Source organism: Pseudomonas sp. P4_C8 (assembly GCF_056401975.1).
Genome location: NZ_JBFUIH010000006.1, coordinates 19,431 through 36,009, shown reverse-complemented (window position 1 = coordinate 36,009; position 16,579 = coordinate 19,431). Strand labels below are relative to the sequence as shown.

Genomic DNA, 16,579 nt, shown 5'->3' with positions numbered 1-16,579 from the left:
TTGAATGCATGCGCGCCATAGCTGAGTTCATTATGCGCGGCCGCATGCAGGCCACTCTCGTAGTGGCTGGATGCGTAACATTGCCGTTGTTGTATTGGTTGGGTGCTGCCGCTGGATGCCTTGTGCTTCTGCGGCGCGGATTGAAGGACGCCCTTGGCGTTCTTGCCCTGGGAATGCTGCCAGCGTTGATCTGGTGGCTTTACTCGGATGACCCTCGGGCACTTCTGGTGCTGTTGGGTTCTTCGAGCCTTGCGTTGGTTTTGCGCGCAAGCGAATCCTGGGTCCGCGTGCTGCTGGTCAGCATAGCGATGGGAGTGGTGTTTTCAGTGGTGCTGGGGGCGACTTTTGCTCCTCAAATCGAGATGCTGGCGCAGGCTTTGATAAAAGTCATGCCGTCGCTACTCGGTGATGTCTACGAGAAGTTATCGGTAGACGAGCAAGCGCATTTTGCGTCCCTGATTGCACCGGTCCTGACCGGCCTGATTGCGGCGTTGTTGCAAATCGTCAGTGTGCTGAGCCTGCTTGTCGGGCGCTACTGGCAGGCGTTGTTGTACAACCCGGGTGGTTTTGGTCGCGAGTTTCGCGCCATCCGATTCCCGCTTTTGCCAGCGATGTTGCTGCTGGCGTGCATGCTTCTGGGGCCGAACATCGGTCCACAGATGGCCATGTTAACGCCGTTGTGCAGCGTACCGCTGGTGTTCGCCGGGCTAGCCCTGATTCACGGGCTGGTGGCGCAAAAGCGATTGGCCAGGTTCTGGCTGGTGGGGTTGTACGTCACGCTGTTGCTGTTCATGCAGCTGATCTATCCGTTGCTGGTGGTCTTGGCCATCGTCGACAGCCTGATTGATTTTCGCGGTCGTTCGGCACCGAAAGATGCCGATAACGCGAACGGTGAAGGTTAAAAGTTAAGAGGATTTTCACATGCAACTGATCCTTCTGGAAAAAGTCACCAACCTGGGCAACCTGGGTGACAAAGTGAACGTTAAGGCTGGTTACGGTCGTAACTACCTGCTGCCTTACGGCAAAGCTACCGCTGCGACCGCTGCCAACCTGGCTGCGTTCGAAGAGCGTCGCGCTGAGCTGGAAAAAGCCGCAGCAGACCGTAAAACTTCGGCTGAAAGCCGTGCCGCCCAACTGGCTGAGCTGGAAGTGACTATCACTGCCACCGCCGGTGACGAAGGCAAGCTGTTCGGTTCGATCGGCACCCACGACATCGCTGATGCACTGACCGCCTCTGGCGTTGAAGTTGCAAAAAGCGAAGTTCGTCTGCCGAACGGCACCATCCGCAACGTAGGCGAATTCGACGTAGCCGTGCACCTGCACGCCGAAGTTGAAGCCACCGTACGCGTTGTCGTGGTAGCAGCTTAAGTAGTACTTGTCGGCTGGCACCCTCAGGTGCTTGCCGGTAACATCGGGCACGATCCTGTTTACAGGTCGTGCCCTTTGTCTTTCTGATTCCCCCTAATTCCAAGTGGCCATGAACGATATCTCCGCACCCGAGCAATACGATCTGCAAACCGCTTCCCTGAAGGTGCCGCCGCACTCCATCGAGGCCGAACAGGCCGTGCTCGGTGGTTTGATGCTGGACAACAACGCCTGGGAGCGCGTGCTCGATCAAGTGTCGGATGGCGATTTCTATCGACATGACCACCGCCTGATTTTCCGAGCGATCGCCAAGCTCGCCGACCAGAATTCGCCGATCGACGTCGTGACCCTTGCCGAGCAATTGGACAAGGAAGGTCAGACCTCGCAAGTGGGCGGTCTCGGTTACCTCGGCGAACTGGCGAAAAACACCCCGTCCGTCGCCAACATCAAGGCGTATGCGCAGATCGTTCGTGCGCGGGCGACGTTGCGACAGCTGATCGGCATCGCCACCGAGATTGCTGACAGCGCCTTCAACCCGGAAGGCCGCACGGCAGAAGAGATTCTCGATGAGGCGGAACGGCAGATCTTCCAGATCGCCGAGGCCCGGCCAAAAACCGGCGGCCCGGTGAGCGTGAATGACCTGCTGACCAAGGCCATCGACCGCATCGATACCCTGTTCAACACCGACAACGCCATCACCGGCCTGTCCACCGGCTACACCGACCTCGACGAGAAGACCAGTGGCCTGCAACCGTCCGACCTGATCATCGTCGCCGGCCGTCCATCCATGGGTAAAACCACCTTTGCGATGAACCTGGTGGAAAACGCCGTGTTACGCAGCGATAAGTGCGTCCTGGTTTACTCGCTGGAGATGCCAGGCGAATCGCTGATCATGCGTATGCTGTCGTCCCTGGGTCGTATCGACCAGACCAAGGTCCGGGCCGGTCGCCTGGATGACGACGATTGGCCGCGCCTGACCTCGGCGGTCAACCTGCTCAACGACCGCAAGCTGTTCATCGACGATACGGCCGGTATCAGCCCCTCGGAAATGCGCGCGCGAACCCGTCGGTTGGTGCGTGAACACGGCGATGTCGCCCTGATCATGATCGACTACCTGCAATTGATGCAGATTCCAGGTTCCGGCGGCGACAACCGGACCAACGAGATTTCCGAGATCTCCCGTTCCTTGAAGGCCCTGGCCAAGGAATTCAACTGCCCGGTGGTGGCGTTGTCCCAGCTCAACCGCTCCCTGGAGCAACGGCCGAACAAACGCCCGATCAACTCCGACCTCCGGGAATCCGGAGCGATCGAGCAGGATGCTGACGTGATCATGTTCGTTTACCGGGATGAGGTTTATCACCCGGAAACCGAGCATAAAGGCATCGCCGAAATCATCATCGGTAAACAGCGGAACGGCCCGATCGGCACGTCACGACTGGCGTTCATCGGCAAGTACACCCGCTTCGAAAACCTCGCGCCGGGTAGCTACAACTTCGACGACGAATAAAAAACCTGTGGGAGCGAGCCTGCTCGCGATAGCGGTGTGCCAGACAACATCAATGTCGACTGACACACCGCTATCGCGAGCAGGCTCGCTCCCACATGGGTTGTCCGCAATTTCCGACCATAGCCGTCGGAATTGGTTATTTTTTGTGCTATATTCCGCGCCCGCGATTTTTCATCTCAACACCGGTCATCGTCATGCAAACAGCCAAGCCGTTATTTGACTATCCCAAGTACTGGGCCGAATGCTTCGGTCCAGCGCCATTCCTGCCGATGAGCAGGGAGGAGATGGATCAGCTTGGCTGGGATTCCTGCGACATCATCATCGTCACCGGTGATGCGTACGTTGACCATCCGTCGTTCGGCATGGCGATCATCGGCCGGCTGCTGGAGTCGCAAGGCTTCCGCGTCGGGATCATTGCCCAACCGAACTGGCAGTCCAAAGACGACTTCATGAAGCTCGGCGAGCCGAACCTGTTCTTCGGTGTCGCGGCCGGCAACATGGACTCGATGATCAACCGTTACACCGCCGACAAGAAAATCCGTTCCGATGACGCCTACACCCCTGGTGGCCTGGCGGGCAAACGTCCGGATCGCGCGAGCCTGGTTTACAGCCAGCGCTGCAAGGAAGCCTACAAGAACGTGCCGATCGTTCTCGGTGGCATCGAAGCCTCCCTGCGCCGCATCGCTCACTACGATTACTGGCAGGACCGGGTTCGCAATTCGATCCTGATCGACGCCTGCGCCGACATCCTGCTTTATGGCAACGCCGAGCGGGCAATCGTCGAAGTCGCCCAGCGTCTTTCTTATGGTCACAAGATCGAAGACATCACTGACGTGCGCGGCACCGCGTTTATCCGTCGTGATACGCCGAAAGACTGGTACGAAGTCGACTCCACGCGTATCGACCGTCCGGGCAAGGTCGACAAGATCATCAACCCGTACGTGAACACCCAAGACACCCAGGCCTGCGCAATCGAGCAGGAAAAAGGTCCGGTTGAAGATCCGACTGAAGCCAAGGTCGTGCAGATCCTCGCCAGCCCTAAGATGACTCGCGACAAGACCGTGATCCGTCTGCCGTCGGTCGAGAAAGTCCGTGGCGACGCGGTGCTCTATGCTCACGCCAACCGCGTACTTCACCTGGAAACCAACCCGGGTAACGCCCGCGCGCTGGTGCAGAAGCATGGCGAAGTCGATGTCTGGTTCAACCCGCCACCGATTCCGATGACCACCGAAGAAATGGACTACGTGTTCGGCATGCCTTATGCGCGCATTCCGCACCCGGCGTACGGCAAGGAAAAGATCCCGGCCTACGACATGATCCGTTTCTCGGTAAACATCATGCGTGGCTGCTTCGGTGGCTGCACCTTCTGCTCGATCACCGAGCACGAAGGCCGGATCATCCAGAACCGTTCCGAAGAGTCGATCATTCGCGAAATCGAAGAGATCCGCGACAAGGTTCCGGGTTTCACCGGCGTCATTTCCGACCTCGGCGGCCCGACCGCGAACATGTACCGTATCGCCTGCAAGAGCCCGGAAATCGAATCCGCGTGCCGCAAGCCATCGTGCGTGTTCCCAGGTATCTGTCCGAACCTGAACACCGACCACTCGTCGTTGATTCAACTGTACCGCAGCGCCCGTGCCTTGCCGGGTGTGAAGAAGATCCTGATTGCTTCCGGCCTGCGCTACGACCTCGCGGTCGAGTCGCCGGAATACGTCAAAGAGCTGGTGACCCACCACGTCGGTGGTTACCTGAAGATCGCCCCGGAACACACCGAGGAAGGTCCGCTCAACCAGATGATGAAACCGGGCATCGGCAGCTATGACAAGTTCAAGCGCATGTTCGAGAAGTACTCCAAGGAAGCCGGGAAAGAGCAGTACCTGATTCCGTACTTCATCGCCGCCCACCCGGGCACCACCGACGAAGACATGATGAACCTGGCCCTGTGGCTCAAGGGCAATGGCTTCCGTGCCGACCAGGTCCAGGCGTTCTACCCGTCGCCGATGGCCACCGCCACCGCGATGTATCACTCGGGCAAGAACCCGCTGCGTAAGGTCACTTACAAGAGCGACGCCGTGACCATCGTCAAGAGCGAAGAGCAGCGCCGTCTGCACAAAGCGTTCTTGCGTTATCACGACCCGAAAGGCTGGCCGATGCTGCGTGAAGCGCTGACCCGCATGGGCCGGGCTGACCTGATCGGGCCGGGCAAGAACCAGTTGATCCCGCTGCATCAGCCGGCGACCGACAGCTACCAGAGCGCCCGTCGCAAGAACTCGACACCGGCCGGCAGTCACAAGGTTGCAGGGGAAAAGACCACCAAGATCCTGACCCAGCACACCGGCTTGCCGCCGCGTGCCAGCGATGGAGCTAACCCGTGGGACAAGCGTGAACAGGCCAAGGCGGCGGCGTTCGCCCGCAACCAGCAGGCGGCCAAGGAACGTAAGGACGCGGCCAAAGGCAAAGGCCCTAAACCCGCCCGCAAGCCGGTTGTACCGCGCTAAGCTGCGCATGAGCTGAACAGAACGCCAACCTTAGGGTTGGCGTTTTGCGTTTCTGAGTCACAGAAAACGGGGCGCCGGGCCGGAAGATGTGTTGGGGCAACTGGCCTCTTCGCGAGATCGCGCGCGGATTCTGTGTTCACAGCAGATCCCTGTAGGAGCGGGCTTGCCCGCGAAGAGGCCAATTCAGCCGCTACAAAACCCGACTGGCAGCCCCCCGCTCGCAACATTTGCGTGCAACTGCCCCCAACCAATTTCTCGCATCGCCCGATTTTGGTGCTGTACTGCCTCAAGCAAACGAAGAAAGCGCCAGCGTTGCCGCGATGGCATAAGTCTTGCGCGCTTTCGATAACGCTTAGGGCTCGCAGGAGGCACGCCGTGTCGATTCATGTCGCATTGCACCACGTCACACATTATCGCTACGACCGCGCTGTCGAGCTCGGTCCGCAGATCGTTCGCCTGCGCCCGGCCGCCCACAGTCGCACGCGGATCTTGTCGTATGCGCTGAAAGTCTCGCCCGAGCAACACTTCATCAACTGGCAACAAGACCCCCAGGGCAATTATCTGGCGCGGTTGGTGTTTCCGGAAAAAACCGATGAGCTGCGGATCGAAGTCGATCTGCTGGCAGAGATGGCGGTCTTCAATCCCTTCGACTTCTTTCTTGAGCCTTACGCGGAAAAGATCCCGTTCGCCTACGCCGCGGACGAGCGCAAGGAGTTGGCGCCGTACCTGGAAACCTTGCCCCTGACGCCGACGTTCAAGGCCTATCTGGATGGCATCGACCGCACGCCGCTGCCGAGCGTGGATTTCCTCGTCGCGCTTAACCAGCGCTTGAGCGAAGACATCGGTTACCTGATCCGCATGGAACCAGGCGTGCAGACGCCAGAACACACCCTCGAACAGGCCTCCGGGTCCTGCCGCGACTCGGCGTGGTTGCTGGTGCAACTGCTGCGTAACCTCGGGCTGGCCGCGCGCTTCGTCTCCGGTTACCTGATCCAACTGACCGCTGACGTCAAAAGCCTCGACGGCCCTTCAGGCACTGATGTGGACTTCACCGACCTGCACGCCTGGTGCGAAGTCTATTTGCCCGGTGCCGGCTGGATCGGCCTGGACGCGACCTCAGGGCTGTTTGCCGGTGAAGGCCACATTCCGTTGGCGTGCAGCCCCGATCCGGGCTCTGCGGCGCCGATCAGTGGCTTGGTGGAACCTTGTGAGTGCGAATTCACTCACGAAATGTCCGTGGAGCGGATTTGGGAAGCCCCGCGCGTCACCAAGCCCTACACAGAAGACCAGTGGCAGGCGATTCAGGCGCTGGGCCGACAAATCGATGCCGACCTGCTGGAGGACGATGTGCGCCTGACCATGGGCGGCGAGCCGACCTTTGTTTCCATCGACGACCCGGACGGCGCCGAATGGAACACCGCCGCGCTCGGGCCGGACAAGCGTCGACTGTCCGCCGAACTTTTCCAGCGCATGCGTAAACACTACGCCCCCAAAGGCCTGGTGCATTTCGGTCAGGGCAAGTGGTACCCCGGCGAGCAATTGCCGCGTTGGTCACTGAACTGCTACTGGCGTCGCGACGGTGTGCCGATCTGGCACAACAGCGCCCTTATCGCCGATGAGCAGGAAGACTACGGCGCTGATGGCGCACTGGCCGGGCGTTTTCTGGCGAGTGTCGCCGAACGGCTGAAGATTCCCACGCGCTTCGTGTTCCCCGCCTACGAAGACAATTTCTATTACCTCTGGCGCGAAGGCACATTGCCGCAGAACGTCAGCGCCGAAGACTCACGTCTGGAAGAACCGCTGGAGCGTGCGCGATTGCGCAAAGTCTTCAGTCAGGGGCTGGATAAAGTCATCGGTCAGGTTCTGCCGCTGGCGCGCACCGCCAAGGGTGATCAATGGCAAAGCGGTCGCTGGTATCTGCGTGACGAGCACTGCCGGCTGGTGCCGGGGGATTCGCCGCTGGGTTATCGCTTGCCGCTCGGCTCGCAGCCTTGGGTGAAAGCGGCAGAGTACCCGTTCATTCATCCCAATGATCCGAATCAGGATTTTCCTGCGCTGCCCGACACCATTGCATTAAACAGTCCGGGCACGTCGGCCGAAGCGGTTGAGCGCGAGCCAAAAATCGACGAGTCTGCCGACTGGCTAACGCGCACTGCGTTCTGCGCCGAAGCCCGGGAAGGGCGGTTGTACCTGTTCATGCCGCCGCTGGAGCGGGCCGAGGACTATCTGGAACTGGTCACCGCTATCGAGGCCACGGCTCAGGAACTGCATTGCCCGGTGTTGCTGGAAGGCTATGAGCCACCGAGTGATCCGCGCCTGAGCAACTTCCGCATCACTCCGGATCCGGGCGTGATCGAGGTCAATGTGCAGCCGTCAGCGACCTGGGATGAATTGGTCGAGCGCACCGAGTTTCTGTACGAAGAAGCGCGCCAGACCCGACTGACCACCGAAAAATTCATGATCGACGGTCGGCACACCGGCACCGGCGGCGGTAATCATTTCGTGTTGGGTGGCGCGACTCCGGCCGACTCACCGTTTCTGCGCCGTCCCGACTTGCTGCGCAGCCTGATTAGCTACTGGCATAACCACCCAGCCTTGTCCTACCTGTTTTCCGGACTATTCATCGGCCCGACGTCCCAGGCCCCGCGCGTTGATGAAGCGCGCAACGATGCGCTGTATGAACTGGAAATCGCTTTCGCTCAGATGCCAGAACCCGGCGAGGAATGCGCGCCATGGTTGGTGGACCGGCTGCTGCGCAATCTGCTGATCGACGTGACCGGCAACACGCACCGTGCCGAGTTCTGCATCGACAAGCTTTACTCGCCGGACGGTGCGACCGGACGCCTTGGATTGCTGGAATTGCGTGCGTTCGAAATGCCACCGCACGCGCGCATGAGTCTGGCTCAACAGTTGTTGTTGCGGGCGCTGGTGGCGCGGTTCTGGCGTGAGCCTTACGCGCCGCCGAAACTGGCGCGCTGGGGCACTGAATTACATGATCGCTTCTTGTTGCCGCACTTCATTGAGCAGGATTTCGCCGATGTGATCGTTGATCTCAATGCGGCCGGTTATCCGGTCCGGGCCGAGTGGTTCGCCGCGCATCTGGAATTCCGTTTTCCCAAGGTCGGTGATTACGCGGTCAGTGGCATTGAACTGCAATTACGTCAGGCGCTGGAGCCTTGGCATGTGCTGGGCGAGGAGGGCGCGGTCGGCGGCACAGTGCGGTATGTGGATTCGTCGCTGGAGCGCTTGCAGGTCAAGCTCACCGGCCTGCCACCCCAGCGCTACTTGCTGACCTGCAACGGCGTTCCGGTGCCGTTGCAACCCACCGGGCGGGTCGGCGAGTTTGTCGCCGGCGTGCGTTTTCGCGCCTGGCAACCGGCCAACTGCCTGCAACCGACCATCCCGGTCCATGCACCGCTGGTGTTCGACCTGCTTGATACCTGGATGCAACGCTCGCTGGGCGGCTGCCAATACCACGTGGCCCATCCGGGTGGGCGCAATTACGACAGCCTGCCGGTGAACGCCAATGAGGCCGAGAGCCGGCGAATGGCGCGGTTTTTCCGCATCGGACACACGCCGGGGAAGCTTCCTGTGCCGAAGATGGAAATTAACGACGAGCTACCGATGACACTCGATTTGCGACGTTTCTAAATCGTACGCGACGCGCGGACTTTTCGTATATCCGGGTGTCATGAGCGTGCGTTAGTCTGACCGTTCTTTGCAGTCTGCCGAGCTTTCCATGCCTGATCTGCTTGATCGCTACCCGCTGACGGCGGGCACATATCACGAATTGCTCGACGACAGTGGTGGCGTACGCCCGCACTGGCGTCGGTTGATAGACCAATTGCAACGCAGTACGCCATCGCAGTTGGTGCAGCGTCAGGCCTTGTTGACCCGGCAGATCCAGGAAAACGGCGTGACCTACAACGTCTATGCCGACCCCAAGGGCGCAGACCGGCCGTGGGAACTCGACCTGCTGCCGCATGTGATTGCCGCGGATGAGTGGGCGCAGTTATCCGCCGGGATCGCTCAACGGGCGCGTCTGTTGAACGCGGTACTGGCGGATCTGTATGGCCCGCAACGATTGATCGCCGAAGGTCTGCTGCCGGCAGAACTGGTATTCGGTCACAACAACTTCCTCTGGCCCTGTCAGGGCATCAAACCGCCCGACGGGGCGTTTCTGCATCTGTATGCCGTCGATCTGGCGCGCACGCCCGATGGTCGTTGGTGGGTCACGGCGGACCGGACTCAAGCACCGTCCGGCGCCGGTTACGCTTTGGAAAACCGCACCATCGTCTCCCGGGCCTTTCCCGAGCTGTATCGCGATTTGAAAGTGCAGCATCTGGCCGGGTTCTTCCGCACGCTTCAGGAAACACTGGCTCGTCAGGCACCCCGCGATGATGAAGCACCGCTAATCGTGTTGCTCACGCCGGGACGCTTCAACGAAAGCTATTTCGAACACCTGTATCTGGCGCGTCAGCTCGGTTACCCGCTGGTGGAAGGCGGCGACCTCACGGTGCGGGATGCCACGGTTTACCTCAAGACCCTCAGCGGATTGCGCAGGGTTCACGCGATCATGCGCCGGCTCGATGATGATTTCTGCGACCCGCTGGAATTGCGCACCGATTCCGCATTGGGCGTACCGGGGCTACTCGAAGCCGTGCGACAGGGCCGGGTGCTGGTGGCCAATGCTCTCGGCAGCGGCGTGCTGGAGTCGCCGGGGTTACTGGGCTTTTTGCCGAAGATCAATAAGTTCCTGTTTGGCGAAGAACTGCTCCTCCCATCTATCGCTACTTGGTGGTGCGGTGAGGCGCCGGTGCTGGCTCAAGCGCTGGAAAAACTGCCGGAGCTATTGATCAAACCGGCTTTCCCGTCGCAAAGCTTTGCACCGGTGTTTGGCCGTGACTTGAGTGAAAAACAGCGCCTGGCCCTTGCGTCGCGCATGCAGACACGCCCTTATGCCTATGTTGCGCAAGAAATGGCTCAGTTGTCCCAGGCGCCGATCTGGCAGGCTGAGGACGGTCAGTTGCAACCGCGTGCCATCGGCATGCGCGTGTACGCAGTGGCCAGCCATGACGGCTACCGGGTTTTACCGGGCGGCTTGACCCGAGTGGCCGCCGAGGCAGACGCCGAAGTGGTGTCGATGCAGCGCGGCGGTGCGAGCAAGGACACGTGGGTGCTGGGCGATCGACCGCCCAGCGGCGAGCAATGGAAAACCCAGCGCACGATTGGTGTGCATGACCTGGTTCGGCGAGATCCTTATTTGCCCTCGCGGGTGGTGGAAAACCTGTTCTGGTTCGGCCGCTATTGCGAGCGCTGTGATGACAGCGCACGACTGTTGCGGATCATGCTGGCGCGCTACGTGGATGGTGACGATCCGCAAGCCTTGCAGGCGGCTGTCGACCTCGGTGAACGACTGAACCTGTTGCCTGATGAAGGCGAGTTGCCAGAGCGCCTGTTGGCCGCATTGCTCGGCGAAGACTGGCCATTCAGTCTGCGTTCCAATCTGCAGCGCTTGCAGTGGGCGGCCTCGCAAGTGCGCGGCAAGCTCTCGCGGGAAAACTGGCAGGCGTTGGTGGAGTTGCAGCGCGAGGCCATGGAGCTGGAAACCGAAGAGCCGGATTTCGGTGAACTGCTGGATTTTCTTAACCGTCTGGTGATGTCGCTGGCGGCGCTTTCTGGCTTCGCCCTGGACGACATGACCCGTGACGAAGGCTGGCGTTTCCTGATGATCGGGCGGCGGATCGAACGCCTGCAATTTCTCAGCGGCAGTCTGGCAGCGTTTTTGCGCGGCGCCGGGGCCTTCGATCAGGCCAGGTTGGAATGGCTGCTGGAGTTGGGCAACAGCAGCATCACCTACCGTTCGCGGTATCTGGCGGTGGCGCAACTGCTGCCGGTGCTGGACCTGTTGCTGCTCGATGAGCAAAACCCTCACGCCGTGCTGTTCCAGTTGAAGCTGGTGACTCGAACCCTGAAACGCTTGAATGACGACTTTGGTGTGCCTCGCGAGGCGGGTTTGCCGCTGTTGGTGGAGCGACTGGCGCAATTCGATCTGGGTTGCCTGGAAAACGCTTTGTTCGGCGAAACCAGCGTCCGCGCCGCGCTCAATGGGCTGGCCGATTTACTGCAAGAAATCGCCGACGCCAGTGGGCAAGTGTCGGATCGCCTGGCCTTGCGCCATTTCGCCCATGTCGATGATGTCAGCCAGCGCACGGTGTCCGTCTGATGAGTGCTCACTACCAGATTTCCCACGACACCCACTATCACTATGACAGTCCGGTCTCTTTGGCCCAGCAGCTCGCGCATCTCTGGCCGCGGCCCTGCGCGTGGCAGCGCTGCACCGCTCGACGATTGCAGATCAGTCCCGACCCGACCGCGCGCCGGGATGAGCTGGATGTGTTTGGCAATCCGCTCACGCGATTGGCCTTTGAGCGCCCGCACGATGAGTTGCTGGTCAATGCCAGCCTCACAGTCGAAGTCCTTGCCCGGCCCACGCTGGATTTCAATCAATCGCCGGCCTGGGAAGACACCCGCAACGCGCTGACCTACAGCAGCCTGCCGCTGTCACCCGAAGTTCTTGAAGCCTGTCGGTATCGGTTCGAATCGCCTTACGTGCATTTGAAGCGCAACTTCGTCGACTTCTCCGAGAGTTGCTTTCCGGCGGGGCGGCCATTGCTGTGGGGTGTTCAGGCTTTGATGGAGAAGATCTTCAGCGAGTTCACCTTCGACGCCGAAGCGACCCAAGTGGCGACGCCTTTGGTGGAAGTGCTGGAGCGCCGACGCGGAGTCTGTCAGGACTTCGCTCACCTGATGCTCGCGTGCGTGCGTTCCCGTGGTCTGGCCGCTCGCTATATCAGCGGTTATCTGCTGACTCAGCCACCGCCCGGGCAGCCCCGGTTGATCGGCGCGGACGCGTCCCATGCCTGGGTCTCGGTGTTTTGCCCGGCGCTGGGATGGGTCGATTTCGACCCGACCAACAACGTACAACCGGCACTCGAACACATCACCCTGGCTTGGGGCCGGGATTTCTCCGATGTCTCGCCATTGCGGGGGGTGATTCTGGGAGGGGGCAATCATGACCCGGAAGTCAGTGTCACCGTGATGCCACTGGATTAACAAAGATCCACTGTAGGAGTGAGCCTGCTCGCGATAGCGATCTGACAGTCACATGGAGGTTGGATGCAAAGCCGCTATCGCGAGCAGGCTCACTCCCACAGGGACTGTGTGCGTTCTTTTAGATAGGGATATTTCAGAGAGGACTGTGAGGGTCAGCAAAGTGACTGCTGACCCTGGACACAGATCCGGTGGGCCTGATCAGATCATCCGGCCCTGAGGGTCTCAGGCGTCGGGCGCCTGATCTTTCGGTGCTTCAGTTTCGTCTGTAGCCACGTCGCCTTCAGCATCCGGGTTCAGTGCTGCTGCTTCTTCTTCAGCTGTAGCTTTCTTGCGCTGAAGCTTTTCCTCTTTCTTCTGCTCCTTGGCCAAGTCTCTCTGACGTTTGGCGAAGGAATAATTAGGTTTAGCCATGGGCGATCCTCTGGGGTCGAAGGTGAGGTTGAGCGGCGCATATTCTGCCCTGTATCGGTGCCGAGCCGTTAGCTGGGTTTTTGATCGGTCCATTTTGGCAGGACCGACGGTTTCCAGGTGTCCAGTGCATCGAGCAGGGTTTGCGGTGATTCGCTCACTTGCAGCATGTCACGGTGCGGTGCGCGAACGAAGCCTTCGCCGACGATATGATCAAGAAAACCGGTCAATTTGCTGTAGAAACCGTTCACTTCCAGCAGACCGAGCGGCTTGCCGTGGTAGCCGAGCTGGCCCCAGGTCCAGACTTCGAACAATTCTTCCAGGGTACCCAGGCCGCCGGGCAGAGCGATGAACGCGTCACTGAGTTCGGCCATCCGCGCCTTGCGCGCATGCATGCCATCGACCACTTCCAGACGCGTCAGGCCGCTGTGGCCGATTTCCTTGTCTTTGAGGCTTTGCGGGATGATTCCGATCACTTCGCCGCCGGCTGCCAGAGCAGCATCGGCAACAATCCCCATCAAGCCCACGGCACCGCCGCCATAGACCAGGGTCAACTTGCGTTCGGCCAAGGCGCGCCCCAAGGCCACAGCCGCTTCACGATAAGCTGGGTGGGTGCCGGTGCTGGCGCCGCAAAATACACAAACAGACGTTAAAGACATGCCTTACTCCAGGGTCAGGATGGCCAACAGAATAAAGGCAGGTCAGCTACGCTCCAAGGGTTAAACCTCGCGCTGGGGTGTTTCACAGGTGCCGCTGGCGCCACAGGCGTAGGCGGCAAGCAAACTGCACAACAGGCTATTCATGGACATGAGAGGCGCTCCATATGAAGGATGACGGCCTGATGATAGGGCCGTGCCAGACGCCTGGCTGGTAGATTGTTTCGATAGGGGTCATAGCCCAAAAGTTGTATACAATTTTTGATTCAGGTCATAGGAACTTGCGAAGATTTCAGGCAGTCTTCTGTCCATTCGCACTTTTGTTAACCCTGCCTTGGAGATTCACCATGTTTGCCAAACTTGTTGCGGTATCCCTGCTGACACTGGCCAGCAGTCAATTGATGGCTGCCGAGTGCAAGACAACTATCGATTCCACTGATCAGATGTCCTTTAACAGCAAGGCCATTGAAATCGACAAGAGCTGTAAGACCTTCACCGTTGAGCTGACCCACTCCGGCAGCTTGCCGAAAAATGTCATGGGCCATAACTGGGTACTGAGTAAAGAGGCTGACATGCAGCCGATCGCTACCGCTGGCATGGCCGCAGGCATCGACAAAAATTACCTGCCGGAAGGTGATGCGCGTGTCATCGCTCACACCAAAGTCATCGGTGCTGGCGAAAAAGATTCGGTGACCTTTGACGTGTCGAAGCTGGCGGCGGGTGAAGCTTACGGGTTCTTCTGCTCGTTCCCGGGCCACATCGCGATGATGAAAGGCACGGTTACGCTGAAGTAATCGAATCGAGCTCATAAAAAAAGCGTCCGCTTGGGACGCTTTTTTTGTGCCCGGCATTTGACCGGGTCATCGTTCATCGCGGGCAAGCCTTGCTCCTACATGAGCAACATTGAACCGTAGGAGCATGGCTTGCCAGCGATGGCGCCCGTAAGAACGCCACTTGAATCAAGGCGCAAACGGCATCACCCGCTTGTGTTGAGTCTTTTTATACGTGTCACAAATGATCTTGAACGCTTCCTCACGCACCGCTTCGCCGTGTAGAAACGCATCAATCTCGGCATAGGTCACGCCGTGCGACGCTTCGTCCGGTTTACCCGGCGACAGGTCTTCCAGATCGGCGGTGGGGATTTTTTCTACCAGCGATTCCGGCGCACCGAAACTGCGAGCGATATCCCGAACCTGGTTTTTTACCAGTCCGCTCAACGGTGCCAGGTCGCAGGCGCCGTCACCGAACTTGGTGAAGAACCCCATCACCGCTTCCGCCGCGTGGTCAGTGCCAATCACCAGACCGTGGGCGGCGCCCGCGATGGTGTACTGAGCGACCATGCGCATCCGTGCTTTGGTGTTACCGAGCACGAAATCCACCGAGACCGCGTGCTTGCCTTCGAAGGCGGCGACTTCATTGGCCAGGGATTTGACTGCCGGGCCGATGTTCACGGTGTGGCGCTCGTCCGGGGCGATGAAATCCACCGAGGCCTGAGCGTCGTGCTCATCGAACTGAGTCTCGTATGGCAGGCGCACCGCGATGAATTTGTAACTCTTGTCACCGGTGCGTTGGCGTAATTCGCGCATGGCGCGTTGGGCCAGCAGGCCGGCGGTCAGCGAGTCGACGCCACCGCTGATGCCCAGCACCAGGCTCTTGAGCCCGGAATTGACCAGGCAATCCTGAATGAAGCTGACTCGCCGAGCGACTTCTGCCTCAAGGGCGGCTTCGTCGGCAAACGGCGGTTGAACCTTGAGCTGCTCAGCAATCTCACGCTGTACGGCTTGCATGAATTCACTCCTTGCTTGATGTGCTTGAAAGGGCGGCAGGTACTTTGAAAACGTGTCGCAAATAGGCGACGAAATTCGGGTCTTTGCAGTGAGTCTTGCCAGGCTCATCGGAAATTTTCGCGACGGGCTGGCCGTTGCAGGCTGCCATTTTAAGCACGATGCTCATGGGTTCAACACCTGGAATATCACACGTCAGGTTAGTGCCGATGCCAAAGCTGACATTGATCCGACCCCGAAGCGCGCGGAATATCTCCAGTGACTTGGGCAGTGTCAGGCTATCGGAGAATGTCAGCGTCTTACTCAACGGGTCGATGCCGAGCTTGTGATAGTGGGCGATGGCTTTTTCCGCCCATACCACCGGATCACCCGAGTCGTGGCGCAGGCCGTCGAAAAGTTTGGCGAAAAACAGATCGAAATCACCGAGGAAGGCATCCATGGTGATGCAGTCAGTCAGGGCGATCCCCAGCAGGCCGCGGTACTCGCGCACCCAGCAGTCGAGCGCGGCAATTTGACTGTCGATCAGCCGTGGCCCCAGTTGCTGGTGGGCCATGATCCATTCGTGGGCCATGGTGCCCAACGGTTTCATGTCCAGTTCTCGGGACAGGTGTACGTTGCTGGTGCCGACGAAGCGCCCGGGGAAGTCGTGCTTGAGCACGTTCACTACTTCTTCCTGCACGCGGTACGAAAAGCGACGGCGCGTGCCGAAATCGGCGACCTGCAACTCGGACAATTCGTCGCTGCTGGCGTTGGCGGTCAGCCAGTCGAACTTGCGGTAAAGCTGTTCTCGCGCCTGCTCCAGGACTATTTCCCGGTAGCGATAGCGGTTGCGCACTTCACTGACAATCGCCAGCAGCGGCACTTCGAACAGAATCACATGCAGCCACGGCCCGTGCAGGCGGATGAACAGCTCGCCGTTTTCAATGCCGGTGTGGATGTAACGCAGGTTGAAACGGAACAGCCCGAGAAAGCGCAGGAAATCCGGTTTCAGAAAACTGATGCGTTCCAGAAAACCCAGTTGATCGGCGCTCAGGCTCAACTCTGCCAGGCGCTCGATCTGGAAACGGATCTCGGCCAGGTACGGGCGTAAATCTTCACTGTTGCGGCAACGAAACTCCCATTCGACTTCGACGTTCGGGTAATTGTGCAGCACCGCCTGCATCATCGTCAGTTTGTAGAAGTCGGTGTCGAGCAGGTTCTGCACGATGCGATCGCCAAACACGCTCTCGCTCATAAAGGGGTTCT

The 16,579-nt window shown here is 59.5% G+C and carries 12 protein-coding genes; 8 read left to right on the top strand and 4 right to left on the bottom strand.

The features are described 5' to 3' along the window. The first annotated feature begins 8 nt into the window (after positions 1-8). From AC1DWM_RS05540 to AC1DWM_RS05510, 7 genes are all read left to right on the top strand, one after another. Entirely contained in the window at positions 9-902 is an 894-nt protein-coding gene (locus AC1DWM_RS05540) for a hypothetical protein (protein WP_477794772.1), read from the top strand. 19 nt (positions 903-921) lie between these two features. Further along, complete coding sequence (gene rplI / locus AC1DWM_RS05535; RefSeq protein ID WP_003197251.1) at positions 922-1,368, top strand: 50S ribosomal protein L9; 447 nt, start codon at positions 922-924, stop codon at positions 1,366-1,368. A 109-nt stretch (positions 1,369-1,477) separates the two neighbouring features. Continuing rightward, a complete protein-coding gene (gene dnaB / locus AC1DWM_RS05530; RefSeq protein ID WP_007947521.1) occupies positions 1,478-2,872 on the top strand; it encodes a replicative DNA helicase in 1,395 nt (464 codons plus the stop codon). A 194-nt stretch (positions 2,873-3,066) separates the two neighbouring features. Continuing rightward, the gene (locus AC1DWM_RS05525; RefSeq protein WP_477794771.1) at positions 3,067-5,370 is read left to right on the top strand and encodes a YgiQ family radical SAM protein; all 2,304 of its coding nucleotides are present in this window, start codon (positions 3,067-3,069) and stop codon (positions 5,368-5,370) included. 375 nt (positions 5,371-5,745) lie between these two features. Beyond that, a complete protein-coding gene (locus tag AC1DWM_RS05520; protein WP_477794770.1) occupies positions 5,746-9,021 on the top strand; it encodes a transglutaminase family protein in 3,276 nt (1,091 codons plus the stop codon). A gap of 88 nt (positions 9,022-9,109) precedes the next feature. Beyond that, positions 9,110-11,596, top strand: coding sequence for a circularly permuted type 2 ATP-grasp protein (locus AC1DWM_RS05515; protein WP_477794769.1), 2,487 nt, complete (start codon positions 9,110-9,112; stop codon positions 11,594-11,596). Then, positions 11,596-12,486 (top strand): transglutaminase family protein, encoded by an 891-nt coding sequence (locus tag AC1DWM_RS05510; RefSeq protein WP_223518445.1) that lies wholly within the window; start codon positions 11,596-11,598, stop codon positions 12,484-12,486. The genes AC1DWM_RS05515 and AC1DWM_RS05510 overlap by 1 nt, the downstream gene beginning before the upstream one ends. A gap of 222 nt (positions 12,487-12,708) precedes the next feature. On the opposite strand, the gene AC1DWM_RS05505 is transcribed toward AC1DWM_RS05510, so the two are convergent. Further along, positions 12,709-12,897, bottom strand: a complete 189-nt coding sequence (locus AC1DWM_RS05505) for a hypothetical protein (RefSeq protein WP_223518450.1) — start codon at positions 12,895-12,897, stop codon at positions 12,709-12,711. Positions 12,898-12,965: 68 nt separating this feature from the next. Then, complete coding sequence (locus tag AC1DWM_RS05500; protein WP_223518453.1) at positions 12,966-13,553, bottom strand: LOG family protein; 588 nt, start codon at positions 13,551-13,553, stop codon at positions 12,966-12,968. A gap of 344 nt (positions 13,554-13,897) precedes the next feature. On the opposite strand from AC1DWM_RS05500, the gene azu reads away from it, so the two are divergent. Then, a complete protein-coding gene (azu, locus tag AC1DWM_RS05495) occupies positions 13,898-14,344 on the top strand; it encodes an azurin (RefSeq protein WP_223518456.1) in 447 nt (148 codons plus the stop codon). A gap of 165 nt (positions 14,345-14,509) precedes the next feature. Here azu and nadE read toward each other — a convergent pair whose 3' ends face one another. Together nadE and pncB are read right to left on the bottom strand one after the other, a co-directional pair. Further along, the gene (gene nadE, locus AC1DWM_RS05490; protein ID WP_477794768.1) at positions 14,510-15,337 is read right to left on the bottom strand and encodes an ammonia-dependent NAD(+) synthetase; all 828 of its coding nucleotides are present in this window, start codon (positions 15,335-15,337) and stop codon (positions 14,510-14,512) included. Positions 15,338-15,341: 4 nt separating this feature from the next. Continuing rightward, a complete protein-coding gene (gene pncB / locus AC1DWM_RS05485) occupies positions 15,342-16,568 on the bottom strand; it encodes a nicotinate phosphoribosyltransferase (protein WP_477794767.1) in 1,227 nt (408 codons plus the stop codon). Positions 16,569-16,579 lie beyond the last annotated feature (11 nt).